Source organism: Microbacterium sp. 8M (genome assembly GCF_902506375.1).
In the GTDB taxonomy this organism is placed as follows: domain Bacteria; phylum Actinomycetota; class Actinomycetes; order Actinomycetales; family Microbacteriaceae; genus Microbacterium.
The window spans coordinates 1,959,994-1,983,323 of record NZ_LR733284.1 but is presented as its reverse complement, the minus strand read 5'-3'; the positions used below and the strand labels follow the sequence as shown (position 1 = coordinate 1,983,323).

Sequence of the window (23,330 nt, the reverse complement as noted above, 5' to 3'; positions counted from 1 at the left end):
GTCTATCGTGGAATCCCATGCTCTCCCCGTCCTTCCCCCAGCGCGCACCCTGGGGAACCGCAGATCGGCTGAGGGCCTGGCAGCGCGAGGCGCTCGAGGAGTACTTCCGGATCCCCGATCGCCGGGACTTCCTGGTCGCCGCGACGCCTGGCGCCGGCAAGACCACGTTCGCGCTGACCCTGGCCGTGGAACTGCTGCGCACGAACGAGATCGACCGCGTGATCGTGGTCGCGCCGACCGAGCACCTCAAGACGCAGTGGGCCGACGCCGCCGCGCGCGTGCACATCCGGCTCGATCCGCGGTTCCGCAACAGTCACTGGGCGCCGTCGCGCCAGTACCACGGCGTCGTGGTGACGTACGCCCAGGTTGCCGCGAAGTCGTCCGTGCACAAGCACCTCACCGAGGGGGCGCGCACGCTCGTGATCCTGGACGAGGTGCACCACGGCGGCGACGCTCTGAGCTGGGGCGACGCCATCCGCGATGCCTACACACCGGCGCGCCGGCGCCTGCTCCTCAGCGGCACGCCGTTCCGCAGCGACACCGCGCCGATCCCGTTCGTGGAGTACCTGCCCGACGAGTCGGGGGCGCGTGTCTCCAGCACCGACTACGCGTACGGCTACGGCCGCGCGCTCCAGGACGGCGTGGTGCGGCCGGTGCTGTTCCACATGTACGCGGGGAAGATGCGGTGGCGCACGAGTGCCGGCGACGAGCTCGAGGCGCATCTCGGCCAGGACAACACGAAGGATGTGACCTCTCAGGCCTGGCGCACCGCGCTGGATCCCGAGGGGGAGTGGATGCCGGCCGTGCTCTCGGCCGCCGATCGCCGGCTCACGGAGATCCGCCATCACGTGCCCGACGCCGGCGGGCTGGTGCTCGCGACGGATCAGACGGTGGCTCGTGCGTACGCGAAGATCCTGCACTCCATGACCGGGCAGCGACCCACCGTGGTGCTCTCCGACGACGCCACGGCCTCCGAGCGCATCGAGAAGTTCAGCGCATCACAGGATCGCTGGATGGTCGCCGTGCGCATGGTGTCGGAAGGAGTCGACGTACCGCGGCTGGCGGTGGGCGTGTACGCGACCTCGTCGTCGACGCCGCTGTTCTTCGCGCAGGCGATCGGCCGTTTCGTGCGGGCCCGTCGTCGTGGTGAGGCTGCGAGCGTGTTCCTGCCGAACGTGCCGGTGCTGATGAAGCTCGCGAACGAGCTGGAGAAGCAGCGCGATCACGCGCTCGACCGGCAGTCGAAGGACGCCGACGGCCTCGACGACTCGCTGCTGGAGAGCGCGAACCGCGAGGAGGAGGCCTCCGATGCGCTCACCCAGGAGTTCAGCTACCAGGCGATCTCGTCGCTTGCGCACTTCGACCGGGTCGTGTTCGACGGCAAGGAGTTCGGCCAGCTCGCCGAACCCGGGACGCCCGAGGAGGAGGAGTTCATCGGGCTCCCCGGGCTCCTCGAACCCGAGCACGTGCACGAGCTGCTCATGCAGCGCCAGTCCCGGCAGTCGCGACTCCGCGAGGCCCGCGAGGCGCAGGCGCCCACGGCCACCACGACGCTTCCCGAGCCGCTGCACCGCACGCTCCGCGAGCAGCGGCAGCTCCTGAACAGCCTCGTCGGCCTGTACGCGCGGCAGACGGGGGAGCCGCACGGCGCAGTGCACGCCGAGCTGCGGCGGCTGTGCGGTGGTCCGGCGGTGGCGCAGGCGACGGTCGCCCAGCTGCAGTCCCGGATCGACGTCCTGCGGCGGCGCGTCCGTTCCTGAGCCCTAGCCGGCCCCGGACGGCGGGGCTCGAGCCGGTCGAAGGGACGCGCCCGGGGGCCGGCGGTTCGGATCCCCGAAATGCTGTCAATCCCCGCCTCCGTGCGGATCGCGGCGCAGCGGATGGATAGCGTGGAACGGCCCCCGATCCCGAAGGACGCCGATGAACACCCCTGCCCCCGTGCCCGCCGCGCCCACGGCAGCCGACCGCCGGCGCTGGTCGCGCTACCTCGTCGAGGAGCGTGCGGAGGCTCACGTGTACGAGCAGCTCGCGGCACGGCGCGAGGGCGAGGAGCGGGAGATCCTGCTCGAGCTCGCCGCCGCGGAGGGCCGCCACGAGGCGCACTGGCTGGAACTTCTCGGCGGGGAGCCGGCGCGGCTGCCCCGGCCGGGCCTGCGCACGCGGGTGCTCGGCTGGATGGCGGGTCGCTTCGGATCCATCTTCGTGCTGGCGCTCGCCCAGAGCGCCGAGGCGCGCTCCCCGTACGACTCCGAGGCGTACGCCACGCCCGCGATGCGCGCCGATGAGAAGGTGCACTTCGAGGTCGTGCGCGGACTCGCCGCGCGCGGACGCCGGCAGCTGTCCGGATCCTTCCGTGCCGCCGTGTTCGGCGCGAACGACGGGCTCGTGAGCAACCTCGCCCTCGTGCTCGGCATCGGGGCGACCGGCGCGGGCAGCGGGTTCGTGCTCTTCAGCGGTCTCGCCGGGCTTCTCGCGGGGGCGCTCTCGATGGGCGCGGGTGAGTTCGTGTCGGTGCGTTCGCAACGCGAGCTGCTGGAGGCGACCCAGGAGAACGGGCACGGCGCCGCGACGGCGAGCGACCTGGATCTGGACGAGAACGAGCTCGCACTGGTCTACCGTGCGCGCGGCATGGATTCCGAGGAGGCGCTGGAACGCGCGCGCCGTGTCGTCAGCGCGGCGAAGGCGGGGCTCGCCCAGCGCGCCACCGGGCCGCTGCGGGTCGCGGCGGACGACGGAGACGAGCACGAGATCGTCGGGAACGCCTGGCCGGCCGCGATCTCGAGCTTCCTGCTCTTCGCCTCGGGCGCCATCGTGCCCGTGCTGCCGTGGATCTTCGGCATGCAGGGCACCCCGGCGATCGTCGTGGCCCTCGTGCTCGTCGGCATCGCGCTGCTGAGCACGGGTGCCACGGTCGGCGTGCTCTCCGGGGGTCCGCCGCTGCGCCGCGGACTGCGCCAGCTCGCGATCGGCTTCGGGGCGGCGGCGGTCACCTACGCGCTGGGCCTTCTGTTCGGAGTCAGCGCCGGCTGATCGAGGTCTGCGGTCGGCCGAGGACGTCGATGCGACGACACCCCGTTCTCCGTAGTCGGAATACCGGCATGATGGCGATGCGGCTCATATATTGGTGCGCGTCCAGATATCGACGTCGTATCGAAGGAGATACCGATCGTGAAACTCCGTACGTCCCTGCGTCTCGCCGTCGTGGCGAGCCTCGTCCTCGGCGGTGCCGCCGTCGTCGCCGCTCCTGCACAGGCGAGTCCTCATACGGGCGAGCACGGGAAGCGTGTCTGCGCGACCGCGGCCCCCGGGTCGGCTTCGTGCCTGGCGGAACTGCTCGTCGACGCGCAGGATGCTCCGGTGGACCCGTTCCGCGCCGACGGCGGAGCCGGCGCCGCGGCGAGCGTGAGCGGCAAGACCCCCGCGGACATCCAGTCGGCGTATGGACTTTCAGGACTGTCGGCGCAGGGCCGCACCGTGGCCATCGTCGATGCGTACGGCTATCCGAACGCGGAGCGGGACCTCGCCGCCTACCGGTCCACGTTCCACCTGCCGGCGTGCACCGTGGCGTCGGGATGCCTCACGATCGTCGATCAGAACGGCGGCTCGCGCCTGCCCGCCTTCAACCTCGGCTGGGCCGATGAGCAGGCGCTGGATCTGGACGCCGTCTCCGCCGCATGTCCGGACTGCAGGATCCTCCTCGTCCAGGCCTCATCGAGTTCTCTGTCCGACCTCGGCACGGCGGTGAACACGGCTGCCCGGCTCGGTGCGACCGCCATCTCGAACTCCTACGGATCCTCCGGCGATCTCGCCGATTCGACCTACGGCGGGTACTACAACCACCCGGGCATCGCGGTGACCGCGTCGACGGGTGACAACGGCTTCACCGGGCCGTCCTACCCGGCGAGCTCGCGATACGTGACGGCCGTGGGAGGGACCTCGCTCACCACGACCGCGAACGCGCGCGGCTGGTCGGAGACGGCGTGGAGCGGCGCCGGCTCCGGATGCTCGACCCTGAACCTCGCACCCACCGGGCAGAATCCCGGTGCGACGGGCTGCGCGAAGCGGGCCATGGCAGACGTCTCCGCGGTGGCGGACCCGAACACGGGCCTCGCCGTGTACGCGCCGACGTCGCGCAAGAACTCGAGCTGGGCGCAGTACGGCGGCACCTCGCTGTCGTCGCCCCTGATCGCGTCGGTGTTCGCGTTGGCCGGGGCGCCGTCGGGCTACTCCAACGACGTGCTCTACGCGGCCGGATCCGCGGCGTTCAACGACGTCACGTCCGGAAGCAACGGCTCGTGCACCGTCACGGTGCTGTGCACCGCGGGTGCGGGCTGGGACGGCCCCACGGGCCTCGGCACCCCGAAGGGCACCACCGGCTTCTGAATCAGGGCGGCGAGTGATCCGTCGCCCAGGTGGGGGTGGGGCCCTTGTCAACCCGTTGGCCTCACCCCTTCTCCGCCCGCACCCTGGAACCGGACACCAGGATAGGAGGCCAGGGGATGAGCGATACGCACGACGAGAGCGGCGAGCGGGATCCGCAGACGCGCCCGGAAGAGGATCGGCCGGAGGAGCCGACCGCTTCGGAGCTGCAGGAGCCCAGCACCGAGAAGGACGTCGACGAGGAGCCGAAGGCGCCGCAGAGCGCACGGGAGGAGGAACCCGAGCCGAGCCACCGCGCCCAGGGCATCGGAGTGATCGCCCCGGAGTAGCCGGACTCGGACGAAGCCCCCATCTGAGCGGCGGATCACCGAAACGAAGAAGGCCCGGATCTTGCGATCCGAGCCTTCGTCGTTCTGTGCGCGAGGGGGGACTTGAACCCCCACGCCCTATGCGGGCACTAGCACCTCAAGCTAGCGCGTCTACCTATTCCGCCACCCGCGCTGGTGTTTTCGGCTGTTTCCAACCGAGGAATGACACTATCACGTTCCGAGGGCCCCCTCGAACCAGGATGCACGTCGGGCGCGTCGTACGGGTTCGATAGCCTTGTCGCATGCCCCAGCCGGATGCCGAACTTCCCGAGGTCGCGCGGATCGCCGCAGAGCTCATCCGTATCGACACTTCCAACTTCGGCGGCGGGGACGCGAAGGGCGAACGGGAGGCCGCGGAGTACGTCGGCGCCTACCTCGAATCCCTGGGACTGGCGCCCGAGTACTACGAGCCGATCGCCCGCCGCACGAACGTTACGGCCAGGGTGCCCGGCCGCAACCGCGACAAGCCGGCGCTCGTCGTGCACGGGCACCTCGACGTCGTGCCCGCCATGGCCGATGACTGGAGCGTCGACCCGTTCGCCGGCGTCGTGCGCGACGGCATGCTGTGGGGCCGGGGCGCGGTGGACATGAAGAACATGGACGCCTTGATCCTCACGTCCGTCGCCGAGATCCTGCGAGCGGGGGAGCAGCCCGAACGCGACCTCGTCCTGGCGTTCTTCGCCGACGAGGAGAACGGCGGTGTGGAGGGCTCCACCCTGGTCGTGCAGGACCGTCCCGAGTGGTTCGCCGGCGCCACCGAAGCGATCAGCGAGGTCGGCGGCTACTCCATCCCCGTGGGCGACCGTCGCGCCTATCTGCTCCAGGTGGGCGAGAAGGCGCTGATGTGGATCCGGCTGATCGCCAAGGGGCGCGCCGGACACGGCAGCCGCTTCCATCCCGAGAACGCCGTCACCAAGCTCGCCGCGGCGGTCGCGGCGATCGGACGCACATCGTGGCCGATCCAGCTCACGGACACCACGCGCGAGTTCCTCGACCGCATGAGCGCGCTCACGGGTCTGCCCGTGGACGACCCCGACGCGCTGGCCGCCACCGCAGGTCCTGCGGAGGCGTTCCTGCGCTCGACGCTGCGCACCACGACGAACCCCACCGTGCTGCAGGCCGGGTACAAGCACAACGTCATCCCCGAGCGCGCCGAAGCCCTCATCGACGTGCGCGTGGTGCCCGGCCAGGAGGACGACGTGCTGGCGCAGCTCCGCGACCTCGTCGGCGACGACATCGAGCTCGAGATGGTGGTGCAGGACATCGGGATGGAGACCCCCTTCGCCGGCGACCTCGTCGACGCCATGGTCGCTGCGCTCGGCCGGCACGACCCCGGGGTGCCGGTGATCCCGTACCTGCTCGGCGCGGGCACCGACAACAAGGCGCTCGCGTCCCTCGGCATCACCGGCTACGGCTTCGCACCGCTCAAGCTGCCCGCGGACCTCGATTTCACCGGCATGTTCCACGGGGTCGACGAGCGCGTGCCGATCGACTCGCTGGTGTTCGGTCAGCGCGTCCTGACCGATCTGCTGCGCACCTACTGAGCACGGCGCCCGCCCATCCGACTGACCGCGCGAGCACGCGCCCGAAGCGAAAGCGATCCATGCACCTTCTCGAAGCCATCTTCCTGGGCATCGTTCAGGGACTCACCGAGTTCCTGCCGATCTCCTCCAGCGCGCACCTGCGCATCGTCGGAGCATTCCTCCCGAGTGCTCAGGACCCCGGCGCCGCGTTCACCGCGATCACGCAGATCGGCACCGAGGCCGCCGTGGTCGTGTTCTTCTGGCGCGACATCGTGCGCATCGTCAGTCGCTGGTGGTCGGCGCTGCTCGGGCGGATCCCGAGGAACGACCCGGACGCGCGGATGGGCTGGCTGATCATCATCGGCAGCATCCCGATCGTGGTGCTGGGGCTGGTCTTCAAGGATCAGATCGAGACCGTGTTCCGGTCGCTGTGGCTCGTCGCGATCATGCTCATCGTGTTCGGCGTGCTGCTCGGCGTCGCCGACGCGATCGGGGCCCGCCGGCGCACCCTGAAGGACCTGACCGTGGGACACGGCGTGGTGTACGGCCTCGCGCAGTCGCTCGCGCTCATCCCCGGAGTGTCGCGTTCGGGCGGCACGATCACCGCGGGTCTCCTGCTCGGGTACGAACGCGAGGCCGCCGCCCGCTACGCGTTCCTGCTCGCGATCCCCGCGGTCTTCGGATCCGGCGTCTACCAGGCGGTGAAGAGCATCGGCGAGCCGAGCGTGTTCTCCGCGGGGGAGACCCTCGCCGCGACCGGCATCGCGTTCGTCGTCGGGCTGGGCGTCATCGCGTTCTTCATGCGCTGGATCTCGCAGCGCAGCTTCCTGCCGTTCGTGATCTACCGGATCCTGCTCGGCGTGGTGTTGATCGTGCTGCTGGCGATGGGCGTGATCAAGCCCTGACCCGGCCGGCAGGGGTCCCGGATCCTGTCGAAGGGCCGGACGGTCCGACGGCCGCAGCTCAGCGCTTGTGGTCGCCCGGGCCCTCGCCGTTGCGGCGGAAGAACCGCTCGAAGGCCTGCGCGATCGCCTCGCCCGAGGCGTCCGGCGAGTCCCAGGTGTCGCGCTTGGCCTCCAGCTGCGCGATGTAGGCGGCCATCTCCTCGTCCTCCGCGGCGGCGGCGTCGATGGTCGCCTCCCACATCGCGGCCTCGGTGGCCAACGTGCCGCGGGGGACGTCCACGCCGGTCACCTCGTGCAGGCGGTCCAGCAGGGCCAGCGTCGCCTTGGGCGATGCGCCGCCGGTCTGCACGTAGTGCGGCACGTTGGCCCAGAGCGAGAGTGCCGGGATGCCGGCCTGCTCGGCGGCGTGATCGAGGGCGGAGAGGATCCCGATCGGGCCCTCATAGGTCGAGCGCTCGATTCCCAGGGCTTCGCGCACCTCGGCGTTCTCGCTCGAGGCGAAGATCGAGATCGGGCGCGTGTGCGGCACGTCCGAGAGCATCGCGCCGAGGGTGACGAAGCCGGTGATGTCCTCGCTCAGGGCGGCGTCGATGAACTCGGCGCTGAAAGCCTGCCAGGCGCGCGCCGGCTCGGTGCCGGTCAGCAGCCAGAGGCGCGGCTCCGCGTCGTCCGGGACGCTCGTCGGCCGCTGCATCCGCGCCGAGGGCCAGCGCAGACGACGGTTTCCGTCCTGGTCGCGCTCCACGGTCGGACGTGCCCACTGATAGTCGAAGTACAGCTCGGGGTCCACCGTGTGCACGAGCTCGTAGCCGCCGTCGTCGATCTGCTCGGCGGCGCCGGACGCGGCCTCACCCGCGTCGTTCCAGCCGTCGAAGGCGGCGACGAGGATCCGGGATCCGAGTACCTGCACAGTGTTCCTTCCTGCGGCGGCCCGCGCCGCGTGTTCCGTCCAGGCTAGTCCTGCCACGGGGCGGGAGGCGGTACGCCGGTACGATGGGGGAGTGAATCAGCATCCTCGCGCGGTCCTCTGGGACATGGACGGAACCCTTGTCGACACCGAACCGTACTGGATGGACGCCGAGACCGATCTCGTCGAATCGTTCGGCGGCACCTGGACTCACGAGCAGGCGCTGCAGCTGGTCGGCAACGGCCTGATCGACAGCGCGATCATTCTGCAGGGCGCGGGCGTGCGGATGGGCGCCCAGGAGATCGTCGATGAGCTGACCGAGCGGGTCCGCGTGCGCCTGCAGCAGGACGGTGTGCCGTTCCGCCCCGGTGCGAAGGAGCTGCTGCGTGCGCTGCGCGCCGAGGGCGTGCCCACGGCGCTCGTGACCATGTCGCTGCGCCGGATGGCCGAGGACATCGTCTCCCTGATCGGCTTCGACGCCTTCGACGTGATCGTCGGCGGCGACGACGTCCAGCGCCCCAAGCCGTTCCCGGACCCGTACCTGCAGGCCGCCGACGCGCTCGGCGTCGACATCGCGCACGCCGTCGCGCTCGAGGACTCGCCCACGGGCCTGCAGGCCGCGCTGTCGGCGCGAGCCGTGACCATCGGCATCCCGCACATCGTCGACCTGGACGGCCTGGGCGCCGACGTCCTCTGGGACACGCTCTCGGGGCGCGGCGTCGATGACCTCATCGCCGAGTTCGCGCGTGTGCGCTCCGCCCGGGCGGAGGCCGCGCTGTGACCGCGCAGCGGCCGAGCGGGCCGTTCCGCGAGGGCGATCGCGTGCAGCTGACCGGTCCCAAGGGACGCATGCACACGGTCACGCTGCGTGCGGACGGCGAGCTGCACACGCACCACGGCGTGCTGCGGCACCGCGACCTGATCGGGCTGCCGGACGGATCCGTCGTGGCGAACAGCTCCGGCCACGAGTACCTGGCGCTGCGCCCGCTGCTGCGCGACTTCGTGATGTCGATGCCGCGGGGCGCGGCGATCGTGTACCCGAAGGATGCGGCCCAGATCGTGACGCAGGCCGACATCTTCCCCGGTGCGACCGTGGTCGAGGCCGGCGTGGGCTCCGGGGCGCTGTCGCTCTCGCTGCTGCGCGCGATCGGTCCCACCGGGCGTCTGGTCTCCTTCGAACGCCGGGAGGATTTCGCCGAGGTGGCCACCGCCAACGTGGAGACCTTCCTCGGCGAGCTGCCCGAGTCGTGGCGCGTCGTCGTGGGCGACCTGCAGGAGGCGCTGCCCGCCGAGTTCGGGGCGGGCACGGTCGACCGCGTCGTGCTCGACATGCTCGCGCCGTGGGAGTGCATCGACGTCGTCGCCGACGCGCTCGCACCGGGCGGCGTCGTGCTCTGTTACGTGGCGACCGCCACTCAGCTGTCGCGCGTCGCAGAGTACGTGCGCGGCACCGGGCTGTTCACCGAGCCCGAGGCGTCGGAGACCATGGTGCGCGGCTGGCACGTGGAGGGTCTGGCCGTGCGCCCCGACCACCGCATGGTCGCGCACACCGGGTTCCTCATCACCGCGCGCCGGCTCGCGCCGGGCGCGATCCCGCCCGACGTGAAGCGCCGCGCGGCGAAGAAGGCCACCTACGGCGACGAGGATGTGGAGCTGTGGACCCCGGGGGCGGTCGGCGACCGGGAGATCACGGACAAGAACCTGCGCAAGCGCGTCCGGGAGGCGCAGCGGGCTGCGGGAGGAGCACGGCTCGCCGCGTCGCGCGACGCGGACGCCGAAGGGACCGAGCCCGGGGATCCGTCCGCATAGACTGGAGCGCGTGCGTAAGACTGCCGCTGCTCTGATCACCCTCGGCCTCGCCGCCCTCGCCCTGGCCGGCTGCTCTGCCGGCCCCTCCTACGAGGGCCAGGCGTGCTCGGCGAAGCCGACCTCGTCCGCGCTCACGAACTCGGTCACGGTGAAGGGCGAATTCGGCTCGGCGCCGCGGGTGACGTTCGCGTCGCCCACCAAGGTGCCTGCGTCCAGCGTCGACGATCTCATCACCGGCAAGGGATCCGCGATCACCGCGAAGAACCAGCCGTTCGTCATCGATGTGGCGCTCTACGACGCCAAGACGGGCGAATCGCTCGGCAGCACCGGCTTCGACGGGTCCACCCAGGTCGCCGACATCACCATGTGGGACGGCCAGCTCAAGGGCATCGGCGACGCCCTGGGATGTGCCAAGGCGGGATCCCGCCTGCTGGTCGGGTTCCCGGCGCGCACCGTCGCCGAGGACGCGGCGGTCGCGGTCGTCGACGTGCAGAAGGTCTTCCTCCCGCACGCCGAGGGGTCGCTGGTCTACAACGATGCGCTCGGCCTGCCGACCGTGGTGCGCGCTCCTGACGGCCGTCCCGGCGTCATCATCCCCGACGCCAAGAAGCCCGCGAAGCAGGTGACGCAGACCCTCATCCGGGGCAACGGCGCGAAGGTGAAGAAGAGCGACGTGCTCCGGGTGCAGTTCACCAGCGTGGACTGGGACACCCGCAAGGTGCTGAAGTCTACCTGGGACTCGCAGTCCATGGCGATCTCCGGTTCGGAGCTCGAGGGTCAGACGGTCGGATCCCAGGTGCTCCTGGTGATCCCGCCCGCCGGCACGAGCCAGAGCACCGGCTCGGACGGCAACGGCACTCAGGCGATCGTCGTCGACATCCTCGGTGTGGACTCGGCCGCCTCCTTGTCCTCGGGGCAGTAGATGGCGGCACGGATCCCCGCGGAGGAGCGCCTGACGAATCTCGTCGTGGCGCTCATGGCGACGGAGATCGGCCTGACGAAGCAGCAGATCCTCGCCTCTGTCTCCGGGTACCGGCAGCGGTCCGAAGGCAAGGCGGACGCGCTCGACAAGATGTTCGAGCGGGACAAGGAGGAGCTCCGGGCCCTCGGCATCCCGATCGAGACCCTCGGCGACCACACGGATCCGAACGACCTCCGCGAGGCGCGCTATCGCATTCCGAAGGCGGAATACGACCTTCCGGTCGACATCGAGTTCACCCCCGCCGAGCTCGCCGTGCTGCGGCTCGCGGGCAGCGTGTGGAGCGAGGAGTCGCTGTCGGCGGATGCCCAGGCAGGAGTGCGCAAGATCCGCGCTCTCGGCATCGACGTGGACGAGCCGATCATCGGTTTCGCTCCGCGGATCACGGCGCGTGATGCGGCGTTCGCTCCGCTGCAGGGCGCGATCGAGCGCAGCGTCGTCGTCTCCTTCGACTACCTGAAGCCGGGGGAGGAGGCGCCTCGGCGACGCCGCGTGCAGCCGCTCGCCCTGGTCGAGTACGAGGCGCGCTGGCATGTGTTCGGACGCGACATCGACGCCGCGGGGGACCGGATGTTCCTGCTCACCCGCATCGTGGGCGATGTGACCGTGACCTCCGAGGCGTTCCCCGCCGAGCTGCGTGAGGGCGCCGGCGAGCGTGCGCTGGCGAGTCTGCAGGCGGTCGCGGCGGCGCATTCGGCACTGCTCGAGGTCACTCCGGGAACCGAGGCGGCGCTCCGGCTGGGGCGCCGCGCCGAGCCGGCCGTGCAGGGGATCCGCGTGCCGTACGTGGACCTGCACATCCTCGCCGACGAGCTCGCCTCATACGGCCCTGAGGTGCGCGTGGTCGAGCCCGCGCTGCTGCGTGAGGCCGTGATCGCGCGTCTGAAGGCGACGGCTTCCGCGCACGCCGAGTCGAAGGGCGGCGAATGATGGCCCCGCAGCGCAAGCCCCTGCTCAGCTCCGATCGTGTGCGTGCCTACCTGACGCTCGTCCCGTATCTGCTCGAGCGCGGTGAGGTGTCGCTGGCCGAGGCCGCGGCGGAGTTCGACATGTCCGAGGCGCAGATGCGGGCGATGGTCGAGAAGCTCACCGTGATCGGGCTGCCCGGCGACGAGGGGTACTGGCAGGCGCCGCAGGAGCTGTTCGACATCAACTGGGATCTGCTCGACGAGCAGGGCATCATCGAGATCACCAACGATGTGGGACTGCGCCGCGTGCCGAAGTTCACCGCACGCGAGGCAGCCGCCCTCGTGGCGGGCTTGCAGCTCGCCTCGGCGGTGCCCGGCGTCGCATCGTCGGCCGTGGTGCAGGGCCTCATCGCGAAGCTCTCACGCGGGGCAGCCGGCCTGCCGGCCGACGTCATCGTCGCCCCGGGCCCCGTCGACGAGGTGCGCACCGTGGTCGCGACGGCACTGAAGCAGCGCGTGGCCGTGGCGTTCACCTACCGCGCGCCGGATGCCGAGCCGACGACGCGCACCGTGGACCCGGTCACGGTCCTCATCACGAACGGGCAGTGGTACCTGCAGGGCTGGTGCCATCTGCGACGCGCGATGCGCACGTTCCACCTCGATCGCGTCAGCGAGCCCCACCTGACCGACATCCCGATCACGCACGGCGACGAGCCCGTGCCCGAGCTGTTCGCCGGCGACACGGAGAGCGACGAGGCCGTGATCCGCTTCCCGGAGCGCCTGGCCCCGCTGCTGCGGGACTATCTGAACCGGGCCGACGTGACGGTCGCGGACGCAGAGATGACGGCGACGCTGCATGTGGGCGACCCGCTCAGCCTGAAGCGGCTGGCGGCCCGGTTCGGCGGCGCCGTCGAGATCCTGGAGCCGTCCGCGGCGCGCTGCGCGGCGCGCGACTGGGCGAATGCTGCGCTTGCGCTGTACTCCGAACAAACCACTCCGCCGTCACGATAGACTGTGCGGAACACCCGAACCATCAAGGGAGATCATCATGTTCGCCGGGCTCAACGGATGGCACCTCGTCATCATCCTCGCCGTCATCCTGCTCCTGTTCGGCGCGGCCAAGCTTCCCGCACTCGCGAAGAGCATGGGCCAGTCCGCCCGCGTCTTCAAGGGTGAGATGAAGGCCATGAAGGAGGAGGACGCGGCAGCCTCCGCGAACGACGCCGCGGCATCCACCCAGGCGCCGGCCACGACCGCACTGCCGACGCAGACGCAGAACACCTCCGCTGACACCACGGCCGTCACCCCGCCGCACGACGCCGGTACCCAGCGCTGACAGGCGTGACCGACGTGTCACCCGCGACGAAGGGCCGCAAGCCGCGTCGCGACAGCACCATGCCCCTCGCGGGGCATCTCGTGGAGCTTCGCAAGCGGCTGGTCATCTCTGCCGCCGCGCTGCTCCTCGGGATGATCGTGGCGTTCCTCGTCACGGACCCGATCATCTCCTTCGTCACCGAGCCGATCCGGCAGGTGGCGGCGGAGCGCGGCGATGATTTCGCGGCGCTCAACTTCGGCACGGTGACGGCCGCCTTCGACATGCGGATGCGGATCGCGTTCTCGATCGGCATCTTCCTGTCCGCTCCGATCTGGCTGTGGCAGATCTGGGCGTTCATCATGCCCGGCCTCACGCGGAAGGAGATCCGGTACACGGTGGGCTTCGTGGCCTCCGCGGTGCCGCTCTTCTTCGCCGGCTGCTATGTGGGCGTGCTGGTCATGCCGCACATCGTGGAGCTGATGTGGGGCTTCACGCCGAAGGGCGCGGCGAACCTGTACAACGCCCAGGACTACTACGACTTCGTCTTCAAGCTGATGCTCGTCATCGGGATCTCGTTCATCATCCCGGTCTTCCTCGTGGCGCTGAACTTCGCCGGCATCATGTCCGGCCGGGCGATCCTGAAGGCATGGCGGATCGCGATCCTGATCGCCTGCCTATTCGCGGCCCTCGCCACGCCGGCCGCCGACGTGGTCAGCATGCTCATGCTCGCCGGGATCCTCATCGTGCTGTACTTCGCCGCGGCCGGGCTTTCGCTGCTGTTCGACCGGCGCAAGCACAAGCGGCAGCAGGAGTTCCTCGAGGAGTCCACGGTATGACGTCGCCGGCGGATCGCTACGCCGCCGCCCGCGCCGCTCAGGACTACCCCGCCACGACCGCGTTCGCGGCCATGCAGCGCTTCCAGCTGGATCCGTTCCAGATCGAGGGCTGTCATGCGCTCGAGCGCGGCAGCAGTGTGCTCGTCGCCGCGCCCACCGGGGCCGGCAAAACCATCGTCGGCGAGTTCGCCATCCACCTGGCGATGTCGACCGCGTCCGAGAAGGCGTTCTACACGACGCCGATGAAGGCGCTGTCCAACCAGAAGTTCCGCGAGCTCGTCGACGTGTACGGCGCGGACGAGGTGGGCCTGCTCACCGGAGACGTCAACATCAACGGCTCCGCCCGCATCGTGGTGATGACCACCGAGGTGCTGCGCAACATGATCTACGCGGACTCGCGGGCGCTCGACGACCTGCGCTACGTGATCATGGACGAGGTGCACTACCTCGCCGACCGCTTTCGCGGAGCCGTCTGGGAAGAGGTCATCATCCATCTGCCGCAGAGCGTGCGGCTCGTCGCGCTGAGCGCCACCGTCTCCAACGCGGAGGAGTTCGGCGACTGGCTGGATACCGTCCGCGGAGGCACCGAGGTCATCGTGTCGGAGACGCGGCCGGTGCCGCTCGAGCAGCACGTGCTGGTGCGCGACGACCTGCTCCCGCTGTTCGACGACCGCGCGGGCATCGCCACGGCGCAGGTCAACCAGGAGCTGCTGCGGATCCGCTCCTTCGGCGGGGCGAACTTCGAGCGCAACCGCGACGCCCAGCAGTACCGCAGCGCCCGGCACGCGGGCGCCCAGGGCCGGCGGCCGCAGCGGGGCGGCAAGCGACCCGTGCGCTCCGCCAACGTACGCCGGATAGAACGGCTGGACCGCCCCCAGGTCGTGGAGCTGCTCGACCGCGCGAATCTGCTGCCGGCGATCTTCTTCATCTTCAGCCGCGTCGGCTGCGACTCGGCGGTGACGCAGGTGCGCCGTTCGGGTCTGCGCCTGACCACCGCCGAGGAGCGGCAGGAGATCCGCGCGATCGTCGAGGACCGGGTGCGCACGCTGCGCGACGAGGATCTCGCGGTGCTCGGCTACTGGGACTGGCTGGACAACCTCGAGCGCGGCGTCGCGGCCCACCATGCCGGACTCCTGCCGGCGTTCAAGGAGATCGTCGAGGAGTTGTTCCAGCAGCGGCTGCTGAAGGTCGTCTTCGCCACCGAGACCCTCGCCCTGGGCATCAACATGCCGGCCCGCACCGTCGTGCTGGAGCGCATGGAGAAGTTCAACGGCGAGGCGCGCGTCGCGATCACCTCGGGCGAGTACACGCAGCTGACCGGCCGGGCGGGTCGCCGCGGCATCGACGTCGAGGGGCACGCGGTCGTGCAGTGGACCGAGGGGATGGATCCGCAGGCCGTCGCCGCGCTCGCCTCGCGCCGCACCTACCCGCTGAACTCGAGCTTCCGGCCGACGTACAACATGGCCGTGAACCTGCTGGACCGGTTCGGCCGCAACCGCTCCCGCGAGATCCTGGAGTCGTCGTTCGCGCAGTTCCAGGCCGACCGCGCCGTCGTGGGCCTCGCACGCAGCGTCCGCGAGGCCGAGACGTCGCTCGAGGGCTACCTCGCCTCCATGACCTGCGACCGAGGGGACTTCACGGAGTACTCCGGGATCCGGCGCGAGCTGAGCGACCTGGAGAAGAAGAACCGCTCCGATCAGCAGGCGCCGCGTACGGTGCGCGACAAGCGGCTGCGCCGGATCGAGTCCCTCCGGCGGGAGATGCAGCGCCACGCCTGCCACCGCTGCCCGGATCGCGAGGCGCATGCGCGCTGGGCGGAGCGCTACTGGAAGCTCAAGCGCGAGACCGACCGGATCCGGAAGCAGATCGAGAACCGCACCGGCACCGTGGCGCGCGTGTTCGACCGCGTCATCGACGTGCTCACCGAGGTCGGCTACGTGCAGGGGAGCGGAGACCACCTCACGCTCACCGACGCCGGCCGCACCATGCAGCGCATCTACGGGGAGCGCGACCTCCTCGTCGCCGAGTCCCTGCGGCGCGGACTGTGGCACGGGCTGGACGCGCCGTCCCTCGCGGCGATGGCCTGCGCGCTCGTGTACGAGCCGCGCCGCGACGACGGATCCGCGGACCCCCGTGATCTGCCGCGCGGGCGCTTCCGCATCGCGTGGGAGCGCACGCAGGAGCTCTGGGCCGAGCTCGACGACCTCGAGCACGACAACCGCCTTCCCGGATCCGACCGTCCGTCGGCCGCCCTGTCCGGTGCGATGCACGCCTGGGCCCGGGGGAGCTCGCTCGACGCCGTCCTGGAGGACGCGGACATGGCGGCCGGCGACTTCGTGCGCTGGGCGAAGCAGACCATCGACCTCCTGGACCAGCTCTCCATCGTGGCGCCCGATGCCGAAACCGCCCGCACCGCCCGTGCCGCGCTGGACGGCGTGCGCCGCGGCATCGTCGCCTACTCCTCGATGTGACCGTGACCGCCTCTGTCGCCGCACCCCGCGCCCGCGCCGGGTCAGAACCCTCGCGTCCACCGCTGCCGCTCTGGGCCGCCGTCGTCGCTGCGGCAGGTGCCGGCGGCCTCATGAACCTGGCCTTCCCCTCGCCGTCGGTGTGGATCGCGACGGTCCCCGGGGTGGCGCTGCTGCTGTTCGCCCTGATGGGGCGGCGGATCCGTTCCGCGCTGCTCGTCGGCTTCGTGTACGGCGCCGTGTTCTTCCTGATCCTGGTGTCATGGACGGCGCGCTATCTGGGGCCGATTCCGTGGCTCGCCCTGGCGTTGTTGGAGGGTCTGCTGACCGCGGTCGCTCTGATCCCGGTGACGCTGGCATACCGCTGGATCCCGCGGGTGATCCGCCCCGGCTTCGTGCGCTCGCTCATGCTCTCCCTCGTCGTCGCCGCACTGTGGGTGGGTCGGGAGCTGTTCCTCGGCAACTGGCCGTACGGCGGCTTCCCCTGGGCGAGGATCGCCTACACGCTGTCGAACACGGGCGCGGCGCGGGTCTCCAGCTGGATCGGGATCAGCGGGCTCGGGTTCGTTCTCGTGCTGCTGATCGCGCTCCTCGTGGAGCTCGCGCGGTCGGGCCGGCCTCTCCGCGTCGGCGGGCTCGTGCTTCCGGCAGCCCTCGCGGCGCTGCTCGTGTTCCTTCCGGCGTTCCCGACCGCCGCGCACGGCACGATGCGCATCGGCGCCGTGCAGGGGAACGGACCCACCGGGTACTTCGACCAGCGCGCACCCCTGTCCGTGCTGAACGCGCAGACCTCGGCCACCGAGTCCCTGTACGGCAAGCGCATGGACCTGCTGGTCTGGCCCGAGGGAGGGCTGGACGGGGATCCCTTCCAGGATCCGGCGCTCGCGGACGGCCTGGACGAGGTCGCGGCCAACGTGCGGGCGCCGATCCTGGCGAACGCCGCCACCCAGAAGGGCGAGGCGTATTTCAACACCTCGTTCCTGTGGCCGGCCACGGATCATGGTGCCCTCACCCGGAGCGACGTGCAGACACACGCGAAGCGCCATCCGGTGCCGTTCGGCGAGTACGTGCCCGACCGCGCGTTCTACTACGCGCTCGCTCCCGACCTGATCGGGCTCATCGGGCGGGGCTACACCCCGGGTGCGGACGCGCCGATCGTGCGGGTCGGGCAGACTCCCGTGGGCCTGGCGATCTGCTTCGACGTGATCTACGACGAGCTCATCGCCGAGGGCATCGGCGGGGGAGCGCAGGTGCTCGTGTTCCAGACCAACAACGCCGACTTCCGCGGCACGGTGGAGAACCTGCAGCAGCTCGGCATCGCCCGGATGCGCGCCATCGAGACCGGCCGCACCGTGGTCAACATCTCCACAGTGGGCACGAGTCAGGTGATCCGGCCCGATGGCTCGACGCAGGCCTCCCTGCACGCAGATCGCCCCGGTGCGCTGCTCGACGATGTCGAACTGCGCACCGGGGCGACGGCGGGGGTGATGCTCGGCCCGTGGATCGAGCAGGTCCTGCTCTGGGGCGGATTGCTCGCGCTCTGCGTGGCGGGCGGGCTGGCGCGCGTGCGTCGGGCCCGTTCCGGTGCTTAGGCGCCGATCCGCTCGCGAGTGGGGTCGTCGCCCGCACCGCGGCGCGCGCGGATGAAGGCGAGGCGCTCCTCCAGGAGCTCCTCCAGCTCGGCACGGGTGCGGCGCTCCAGCAGCATGTCCCAGTGGGTGCGGCCGCTCTTGTCGCCGTTGTCCTCGACCTCGACGGGCTTGCCGTCGATCTGCAGGCGCGCTTCCGCGCCGCACGCGCGGCACTCCCAGGTGGCCGGCGGCTCGGCGTCCGCCGCGAACATCAGGGTGGTCACGTGGCCGCAGGTGTCGCAGGTGTAAGCGGTCTGCGTGCGCTCCATGAACACGACGCCCTCTTCGCTCTGAAGGCTCTGGGCGCCGAGTCGGATTCCTCGAAGGCTGCGATCTGCCATTGTGTGGTCCTCTCGTCGCCCTCAGGTATAGCGGCCCGGGCTGTGCAGAAGGTGCGAAGGGAGCAAACCGTGAACGCTTTCACAGTCGATACCCAGCCCCGCCGGCCGGGGCGCTGGATCTGGGACCGAGTACGGCAGATCCCGCGACCGCGTCTCAGCGGGGGTGCAGTGCCGCGATCGCGAGATCGGCACGGTCGGTGACGATCCCGTCGGCGCCGGCGGCGACCAGCGCGCGCATCCGGTCGGGGTCGTTCACGGTCCACACGTGCACCTCGACGCCGGCGTCATGCGCGGCTCGGACGAGCGCCGGGGTGAACACCCGCAGGGCCCCGTATCGCTCCGGGATCTGCACCGCGTCGACGCCGCGCAGGATGCGCCGCGACCACCGGGTCAGGCGCAGCGCCGACGCCAGGAGCAGCAGCGCGATCGTGGTGCGGCCGCCGGACGAGGACGGGAGGACCTCGGCGCCGGCGTCGTGCGCCGCTTCCAGGGCGGCTCGGCGGTTGCGGTCGTCGAAGCTCGTGAGCAGCACGCGGTGTCCGTGCCGGGCGACCGCGCGCCCGACGTCCGCGGCGGCGGCCCGCGCCTTCACGTCGACGTTGAACCGCAGCGCGGGGAACGCCTCGAGCGCCTCGCCGAGGGTGAGCAGCCCGCCGTGGGCGGCGAACAGGTCCGCGAGCTCCTTCGTGCTGACCTCCGCGACGGGGCGCGGATCGCCGAGCAGCCGCTGCAGCGTCTCGTCGTGGAAGAGGACCGCGTCGCCGTCGGACGTGGCGCGGCAGTCGGTCTCCACGTACTCTGCGCCGGCGGCGTCCGCCGCCGCGAGGGCGAGCGCGGAGTTGTCGAACACGGACGAGTCCTCGCGCACCAGACCGCGGTGGGCGAGGACTCGCGGCGCTGCGGCGCCCTCGAAATACGGGTGCGTCACGCGGTGCCGTCGGCGCTCGGCGCCTGGGCGGCAGCCGCGGCCTCGGCGCGCGTCGACGGCACCGCCGGGCTCGCGGGTGCTTTCGGCGTGAACGGCGTGGATCCGCCGGCGCCCGGGGTGAAGGCGCCTCCGAAGTTCTTCAGCGCCTCGGTGAACTCGCTGGGGATGATCCACAGCTTGCTCGACGCGCTCTCGCTGATCTTGGGCAGCATCTGCAGATACTGGTACGCGAGCAGCTTGTCGTCCGGCTGGCCCTGATGGATGGCGTTGAAGACGTTCTGGATCGCCTCCGCCTCACCCTCGGCCCGCAGCACCGCCGCCTGCTTCTCGCCCTCGGCGCGCAGGATCTCCGCCTGGCGCTGGCCCTCGGCTTCGAGGATCTGGGACTGCTTGGTGCCCTCGGCGGTCAGGATGGCGGCGCGGCGATCGCGCTCCGCACGCATCTGCTTCTCCATCGAGTCCTGGATCGACACGGGCGGGTCGATCGCCTTGAGCTCGACGCGTGAGACGCGGATGCCCCACTTGCCGGTCGCCTCGTCGAGCACGATCCGCAGCTGGCCGTTGATGTTGTCGCGGCTGGTCAGCGCCTCCTCGAGGTTCAGGCCGCCCACGACGTTGCGCAGGGTGGTCGTGGTGAGCTGCTCCACGGCGCCGAGGTAGTTCGCGATCTCGTAGGTCGCGGCGCGCGCATCGGTCACCTGGAAGTACACGACCGTGTCGATGGACACGACGAGGTTGTCCTCCGTGATCACCGGCTGCGGCGGGAACGACACGACCTGCTCGCGCATGTCGATGAGCGGACGCAGGCGGTCGATGAACGGGACCAGCAGGTTCAGACCGGGGGAGAGGGTCTTGTGGTACCTGCCGAGACGCTCGACGATGCCGGCCGTGGCCTGCGGGATGATCCTGACCGATCGCGCGATCGTCACCAGCACGAAGATGATGACGGCGATCGCCAGGATCCACCCGATGGCGGTGGGGATGAAGGACGCACTGTCCATGAAGGGCTGCTCCTGTTTCTCCTAGTCGTGGGCGGAACGGACGTACGCGGTGGCGCCCTCGATCCGCTCCACGGTCACCGGCGCGCCGGGCGCCAGAGGAGCGACGACGGGTGCCTCCGAGGCGAGGCGGGCGGTCCAGGTGTCGCCGTTGCTGAGCTTGACCTGGCCGGTGAGCGAGGTGACCTCCAGCAGGACCGTGCCGTGCAGGCCGATCAGCGCGTCCACGTTGGAGCGGGTCTGATCCTCGCCGCGATGCAGACGCCGCAGCAGCGGCGGCCGCAGCAGGAAGATGAACAGCACCGCCGCGAGGGCGGCGATGATGACCTGGACCCAGACGGGCCAGCCGGTGAGCGTGGAGAGCAGGCCCACCGCCGAACCCAGGCCGAGCATGAGGAACGTCATGTCGAGAGTGAAGATCTCGATGACGAAGAACAGGACCATGAGGACCAGCCAGCCGATCCACGCCCAGTCCTGGAACATCTGCAGGATCGTGTCCATACCGCCCCTTCTTTTTGCCAACCTATCACGACGCTGGGAAAGCGATTCCACGCCGCGCACCGCGGAATCACGCGGGTTGGTAGGGTGATGTCGTCCCACCCGCGCGCCCCGGCGCATGCTCTCGAGGAGTCCTCGTGTCTCAGACCCTTCCCGCCGATTCGCTGACCGGCAAGATCGCCCTCGTCACCGGTTCCTCCCGCGGCATCGGCGCCGACACGATCCGCTACTTCGCTGAGGCCGGCGCCGACGTGGTCATCAACTTCCGCAACAAGGCTCCGCGTGCGGAGAAGCTCGCCGCCGAGGTCCGCGCGCTGGGACGCCGTGCGCTCGTCGTCGGCGCCGACCTCACCGACCCTGCGTCGGTCGCCGACATGTTCGACGCGGTGAAGTCGGAGTTCGGCGGGCTCGACATCCTCGTCCTCAACGCGTCCGGCGGCATGGAGGCGAACATGGGGGAGGACTACGCGCTCCGGCTCAACCGCGACGCGCAGGTCAACGTGCTCCAGACCGCTCTTCCGCTGCTGCGCGACGGCGGGCGCATCGTCTTCGTCACGAGCCATCAGGCGCACTTCATCCGGACCACGCCGACCATGCCGGAGTACGAGCCCGTCGCACTGTCCAAGCGCGCCGGCGAGGACGCGCTGCGCGAGCTGATCCCGACGATCGAGGCGCAGGGCGTCGAGTTCGTCGTCGTGTCGGGCGACATGATCGAGGGCACCATCACAGCGACCCTGCTCGAGCGGGCGAACCCGGGCGCGATCTCGCAGCGCCGCGAGTCGGCCGGACGCCTCTACAACGTCGCCGAGTTCGCCGCCGAGGTGGCGCAGGCCGCGGTCGAGCCCGTGCCCGCCGACCACACCCGGCTGATCGGCGACGTCAGCGGCTTCGTCGCCGAGTAGTCCGCACACGAGGAAGCGGTCCGGAGCGCTGCCGCCCCGGACCGCTTCCTCGTGCTGGTCAGAGTCCTGCAGCGTCCGCGACGGCCTTGGCGTCCTTCGCGATCGTGATCGCACGCACGATCTGCGCGACGCCGAGCACCACGAGCGAGACCGCGAGGAAGATCCAGAAGAACGGCACGGCCGCGAGGCCGAGGCTGATCACGGCGATGCCCGCGACGATGCTGAGCAGCGCGTAGAGCAGGGTCCAGGTCTTGGATCCGTCCTGACCGATGAGGCTCAGCGAGACGACGCCGTCGAAGATCCAGCTGACTCCGATGAAGATCACCGTCACGAGCGCGAAGGCGACCGCCGCCGCCTGGATGTTCGTGAAGGCGATGACGCCGGCGACGATGTAGAGGAGGCCGAGGACGATGTGCCCGAGGCGCGCCCAGCCCGACCGCCCGGCGCTGAAGATGCCGAGCCCGATGTAGACGATGCCGGCGACGATCAGGTAGGCGGCGACGATGCCGGTGAGGACGAAAGCCGTCTTCACCGGCCAGACCAGCATCACGATGCCGGCGATGAGCGCGATGACTCCGGAGACGGCGAGGAAAACGCGAAGCGACTTCACGAAGCTCTTCGCATCGGCAACTGCTTCGGACATGAGATGACCCTTTCTGAGGATTCTCTGGGAACGGGGATGTGCTCACTGTACCGCCGCGTACGGAAAAGGCCAGGTAGGCGGGCGTTCGCCCCCTCGCGACATGCGAGGATCGAGACATGAGTCCCGCCGCCGACGATCGCCTGCGCGATCTCGCGGCGCTGCGCTCGGTGCGTGATCGGATCGACCGGGAGTACGCGCAGCCGCTCGACGTCGAAGCGCTCGCGGCCGGTGTGCACATGTCGGCGGGGCATCTGAGCCGGCAGTTCAAGCTCGTCTACGGCGAGCCGCCGTACTCGTACCTCATGACGCGCCGGATCGAGCGCGCCATGGCGCTGCTGCGCCGAGGCGATGTGTCCGTGACCGAGGCGTGCTTCGCCGTCGGGTTCCAGTCTTTGGGCACGTTCAGCACGCGGTTCTCCGAGCTCGTCGGCGTCTCGCCGAGCCGCTACAGGGCCGATCCCGGCCTCGGACCGGGGATCCCGTCATGGATCGAGAAGCAGGCCACGAGACCGATCAGGAATCGAGAAGCCCCGGCGGATCCGCCCGCGTAGCGTGAGCGTCATGGACATCACGATCAACGCCAGTTTCCTCCCGCACACCGACGCCGAGGAGTCCCTCCGCTTCTATCGCGACGTGCTCGGCTGGGAGCTCCGCAAGGACGTCGGCTACCAGCAGATGCGGTGGCTCACGGTCGGGCCGGTGAACCAGCCCGACACCTCCATCGTGCTCACGCCGCCGGCGGTCGATCCCGGCATCAACGAGGATGAGCGCCGCACCATCCTGGAGCTCATGGCGAAGGGCAGCTACGGGGGCGTCGTGCTCGCCACGGCCAACGTGGACGCGGCTTTCGCGGAGATCGAGGCCCGGGGGGCCGATGTCGTGCAGGAGCCCATCGATCAGCCCTACGGGATCCGCGACTGCGCGTTCCGCGATCCTGCGGGCAACATGATCCGCCTGCAGCAGGTCGCCTGATCCGCCCCGCGGTGCCCGC

General features: G+C 70.3%; 24 protein-coding genes and 1 tRNA gene. 18 read left to right on the top strand and 7 right to left on the bottom strand.

The window, feature by feature from the left end; translation table 11 throughout:
• Nucleotides 1-17: 17 nt before the first annotated feature.
• The 4 genes from AERO9AM_RS09400 (at nt 18) to AERO9AM_RS09385 (ending at nt 4,709) form a co-directional block, all read left to right on the top strand.
• Nucleotides 18-1,760, top strand: a complete 1,743-nt coding sequence (locus AERO9AM_RS09400; RefSeq protein ID WP_159575896.1) for a DEAD/DEAH box helicase — start codon at nt 18-20, stop codon at nt 1,758-1,760.
• Between the two features lie 160 nt (nt 1,761-1,920).
• Nucleotides 1,921-3,030: a VIT1/CCC1 transporter family protein gene (locus AERO9AM_RS09395; protein WP_159575895.1), complete on the top strand. Its 1,110-nt coding sequence runs from the start codon at nt 1,921-1,923 to the stop codon at nt 3,028-3,030.
• A 138-nt stretch (nt 3,031-3,168) separates the two neighbouring features.
• Nucleotides 3,169-4,383: a S53 family peptidase gene (locus tag AERO9AM_RS09390; RefSeq protein WP_159575894.1), complete on the top strand. Its 1,215-nt coding sequence runs from the start codon at nt 3,169-3,171 to the stop codon at nt 4,381-4,383.
• 116 nt (nt 4,384-4,499) lie between these two features.
• Entirely contained in the window at nt 4,500-4,709 is a 210-nt protein-coding gene (locus AERO9AM_RS09385; protein WP_159575893.1) for a hypothetical protein, read from the top strand.
• An 87-nt stretch (nt 4,710-4,796) separates the two neighbouring features.
• On the opposite strand, the gene AERO9AM_RS09380 is transcribed toward AERO9AM_RS09385, so the two are convergent.
• Nucleotides 4,797-4,881, bottom strand: a tRNA-Leu gene (locus AERO9AM_RS09380).
• 109 nt (nt 4,882-4,990) lie between these two features.
• Here AERO9AM_RS09380 and AERO9AM_RS09375 point away from each other — a divergent pair.
• On the top strand, nt 4,991-6,292 hold the full coding sequence (locus tag AERO9AM_RS09375) for a M20/M25/M40 family metallo-hydrolase (protein WP_159575892.1): 1,302 nt from the start codon (nt 4,991-4,993) through the stop codon (nt 6,290-6,292).
• A 59-nt stretch (nt 6,293-6,351) separates the two neighbouring features.
• Entirely contained in the window at nt 6,352-7,176 is an 825-nt protein-coding gene (locus tag AERO9AM_RS09370; RefSeq protein ID WP_159575891.1) for an undecaprenyl-diphosphate phosphatase, read from the top strand.
• Between the two features lie 58 nt (nt 7,177-7,234).
• On the opposite strand, the gene AERO9AM_RS09365 is transcribed toward AERO9AM_RS09370, so the two are convergent.
• Nucleotides 7,235-8,086: a PAC2 family protein gene (locus tag AERO9AM_RS09365; RefSeq protein WP_159575890.1), complete on the bottom strand. Its 852-nt coding sequence runs from the start codon at nt 8,084-8,086 to the stop codon at nt 7,235-7,237.
• A 91-nt stretch (nt 8,087-8,177) separates the two neighbouring features.
• Here AERO9AM_RS09365 and AERO9AM_RS09360 point away from each other — a divergent pair, with 91 nt between their 5' ends.
• Genes AERO9AM_RS09360 through lnt form a run of 9 tightly spaced genes read left to right on the top strand, consistent with a single transcriptional unit; the run spans nt 8,178 to nt 17,990 of the window.
• Nucleotides 8,178-8,864, top strand: a complete 687-nt coding sequence (locus AERO9AM_RS09360) for an HAD family hydrolase (protein ID WP_268892359.1) — start codon at nt 8,178-8,180, stop codon at nt 8,862-8,864.
• The gene (locus AERO9AM_RS09355) at nt 8,861-9,892 is read left to right on the top strand and encodes a tRNA (adenine-N1)-methyltransferase (RefSeq protein WP_159575889.1); all 1,032 of its coding nucleotides are present in this window, start codon (nt 8,861-8,863) and stop codon (nt 9,890-9,892) included. The genes AERO9AM_RS09360 and AERO9AM_RS09355 overlap by 4 nt, the downstream gene beginning before the upstream one ends.
• Before the next feature lie 10 nt (nt 9,893-9,902).
• On the top strand, nt 9,903-10,814 hold the full coding sequence (locus tag AERO9AM_RS09350) for a hypothetical protein (protein ID WP_159575888.1): 912 nt from the start codon (nt 9,903-9,905) through the stop codon (nt 10,812-10,814).
• Nucleotides 10,815-11,801, top strand: coding sequence for a helix-turn-helix transcriptional regulator (locus tag AERO9AM_RS09345; protein ID WP_159575887.1), 987 nt, complete (start codon nt 10,815-10,817; stop codon nt 11,799-11,801).
• Nucleotides 11,798-12,790 carry a helix-turn-helix transcriptional regulator gene (locus tag AERO9AM_RS09340; protein ID WP_328821159.1) on the top strand — a complete coding sequence of 331 codons (993 nt, stop codon included), beginning with the start codon at nt 11,798-11,800 and terminating at the stop codon, nt 12,788-12,790. Before AERO9AM_RS09345 ends, AERO9AM_RS09340 begins: the two co-directional genes overlap by 4 nt.
• Nucleotides 12,791-12,827: 37 nt before the next feature.
• Entirely contained in the window at nt 12,828-13,115 is a 288-nt protein-coding gene (tatA, locus tag AERO9AM_RS09335) for a Sec-independent protein translocase subunit TatA (RefSeq protein ID WP_159575886.1), read from the top strand.
• A gap of 59 nt (nt 13,116-13,174) precedes the next feature.
• On the top strand, nt 13,175-13,930 hold the full coding sequence (gene tatC / locus AERO9AM_RS09330) for a twin-arginine translocase subunit TatC (protein ID WP_159577466.1): 756 nt from the start codon (nt 13,175-13,177) through the stop codon (nt 13,928-13,930).
• Nucleotides 13,927-16,401: a DEAD/DEAH box helicase gene (locus AERO9AM_RS09325; protein ID WP_159575885.1), complete on the top strand. Its 2,475-nt coding sequence runs from the start codon at nt 13,927-13,929 to the stop codon at nt 16,399-16,401. The genes tatC and AERO9AM_RS09325 overlap by 4 nt, the downstream gene beginning before the upstream one ends.
• Nucleotides 16,402-16,403: 2 nt before the next feature.
• Nucleotides 16,404-17,990 carry an apolipoprotein N-acyltransferase gene (gene lnt, locus AERO9AM_RS09320; protein ID WP_236602560.1) on the top strand — a complete coding sequence of 529 codons (1,587 nt, stop codon included), beginning with the start codon at nt 16,404-16,406 and terminating at the stop codon, nt 17,988-17,990.
• On the opposite strand, the gene AERO9AM_RS09315 is transcribed toward lnt, so the two are convergent.
• The 4 genes from AERO9AM_RS09315 to AERO9AM_RS09300 all read right to left on the bottom strand — a co-directional run bounded on the left by AERO9AM_RS09315 (nt 17,987) and on the right by AERO9AM_RS09300 (nt 20,797).
• Nucleotides 17,987-18,370: an RNA polymerase-binding protein RbpA gene (locus tag AERO9AM_RS09315; RefSeq protein WP_201298616.1), complete on the bottom strand. Its 384-nt coding sequence runs from the start codon at nt 18,368-18,370 to the stop codon at nt 17,987-17,989. The genes lnt and AERO9AM_RS09315 overlap by 4 nt on opposite strands.
• Nucleotides 18,371-18,524: 154 nt before the next feature.
• The gene (locus AERO9AM_RS09310) at nt 18,525-19,298 is read right to left on the bottom strand and encodes a glycerophosphodiester phosphodiesterase family protein (RefSeq protein ID WP_159575884.1); all 774 of its coding nucleotides are present in this window, start codon (nt 19,296-19,298) and stop codon (nt 18,525-18,527) included.
• On the bottom strand, nt 19,295-20,299 hold the full coding sequence (locus AERO9AM_RS09305; RefSeq protein ID WP_159575883.1) for an SPFH domain-containing protein: 1,005 nt from the start codon (nt 20,297-20,299) through the stop codon (nt 19,295-19,297). The genes AERO9AM_RS09310 and AERO9AM_RS09305 overlap by 4 nt, the downstream gene beginning before the upstream one ends.
• A 21-nt stretch (nt 20,300-20,320) precedes the next feature.
• The gene (locus tag AERO9AM_RS09300; RefSeq protein WP_236602559.1) at nt 20,321-20,797 is read right to left on the bottom strand and encodes an NfeD family protein; all 477 of its coding nucleotides are present in this window, start codon (nt 20,795-20,797) and stop codon (nt 20,321-20,323) included.
• Between the two features lie 134 nt (nt 20,798-20,931).
• Between AERO9AM_RS09300 and AERO9AM_RS09295 the strand changes: the two genes are divergently transcribed.
• Nucleotides 20,932-21,696, top strand: a complete 765-nt coding sequence (locus AERO9AM_RS09295) for an SDR family oxidoreductase (protein ID WP_159575882.1) — start codon at nt 20,932-20,934, stop codon at nt 21,694-21,696.
• A 58-nt stretch (nt 21,697-21,754) separates the two neighbouring features.
• On the opposite strand, the gene AERO9AM_RS09290 is transcribed toward AERO9AM_RS09295, so the two are convergent.
• Nucleotides 21,755-22,339 (bottom strand): HdeD family acid-resistance protein, encoded by a 585-nt coding sequence (locus AERO9AM_RS09290; protein WP_159575881.1) that lies wholly within the window; start codon nt 22,337-22,339, stop codon nt 21,755-21,757.
• Between the two features lie 116 nt (nt 22,340-22,455).
• Between AERO9AM_RS09290 and AERO9AM_RS09285 the strand changes: the two genes are divergently transcribed.
• Both AERO9AM_RS09285 and AERO9AM_RS09280 read left to right on the top strand, forming a co-directional pair.
• Nucleotides 22,456-22,890, top strand: a complete 435-nt coding sequence (locus AERO9AM_RS09285) for a helix-turn-helix transcriptional regulator (RefSeq protein WP_159575880.1) — start codon at nt 22,456-22,458, stop codon at nt 22,888-22,890.
• Nucleotides 22,891-22,900: 10 nt separating this feature from the next.
• A complete protein-coding gene (locus tag AERO9AM_RS09280) occupies nt 22,901-23,311 on the top strand; it encodes a VOC family protein (RefSeq protein ID WP_159575879.1) in 411 nt (136 codons plus the stop codon).
• Nucleotides 23,312-23,330: the final 19 nt, after the last annotated feature.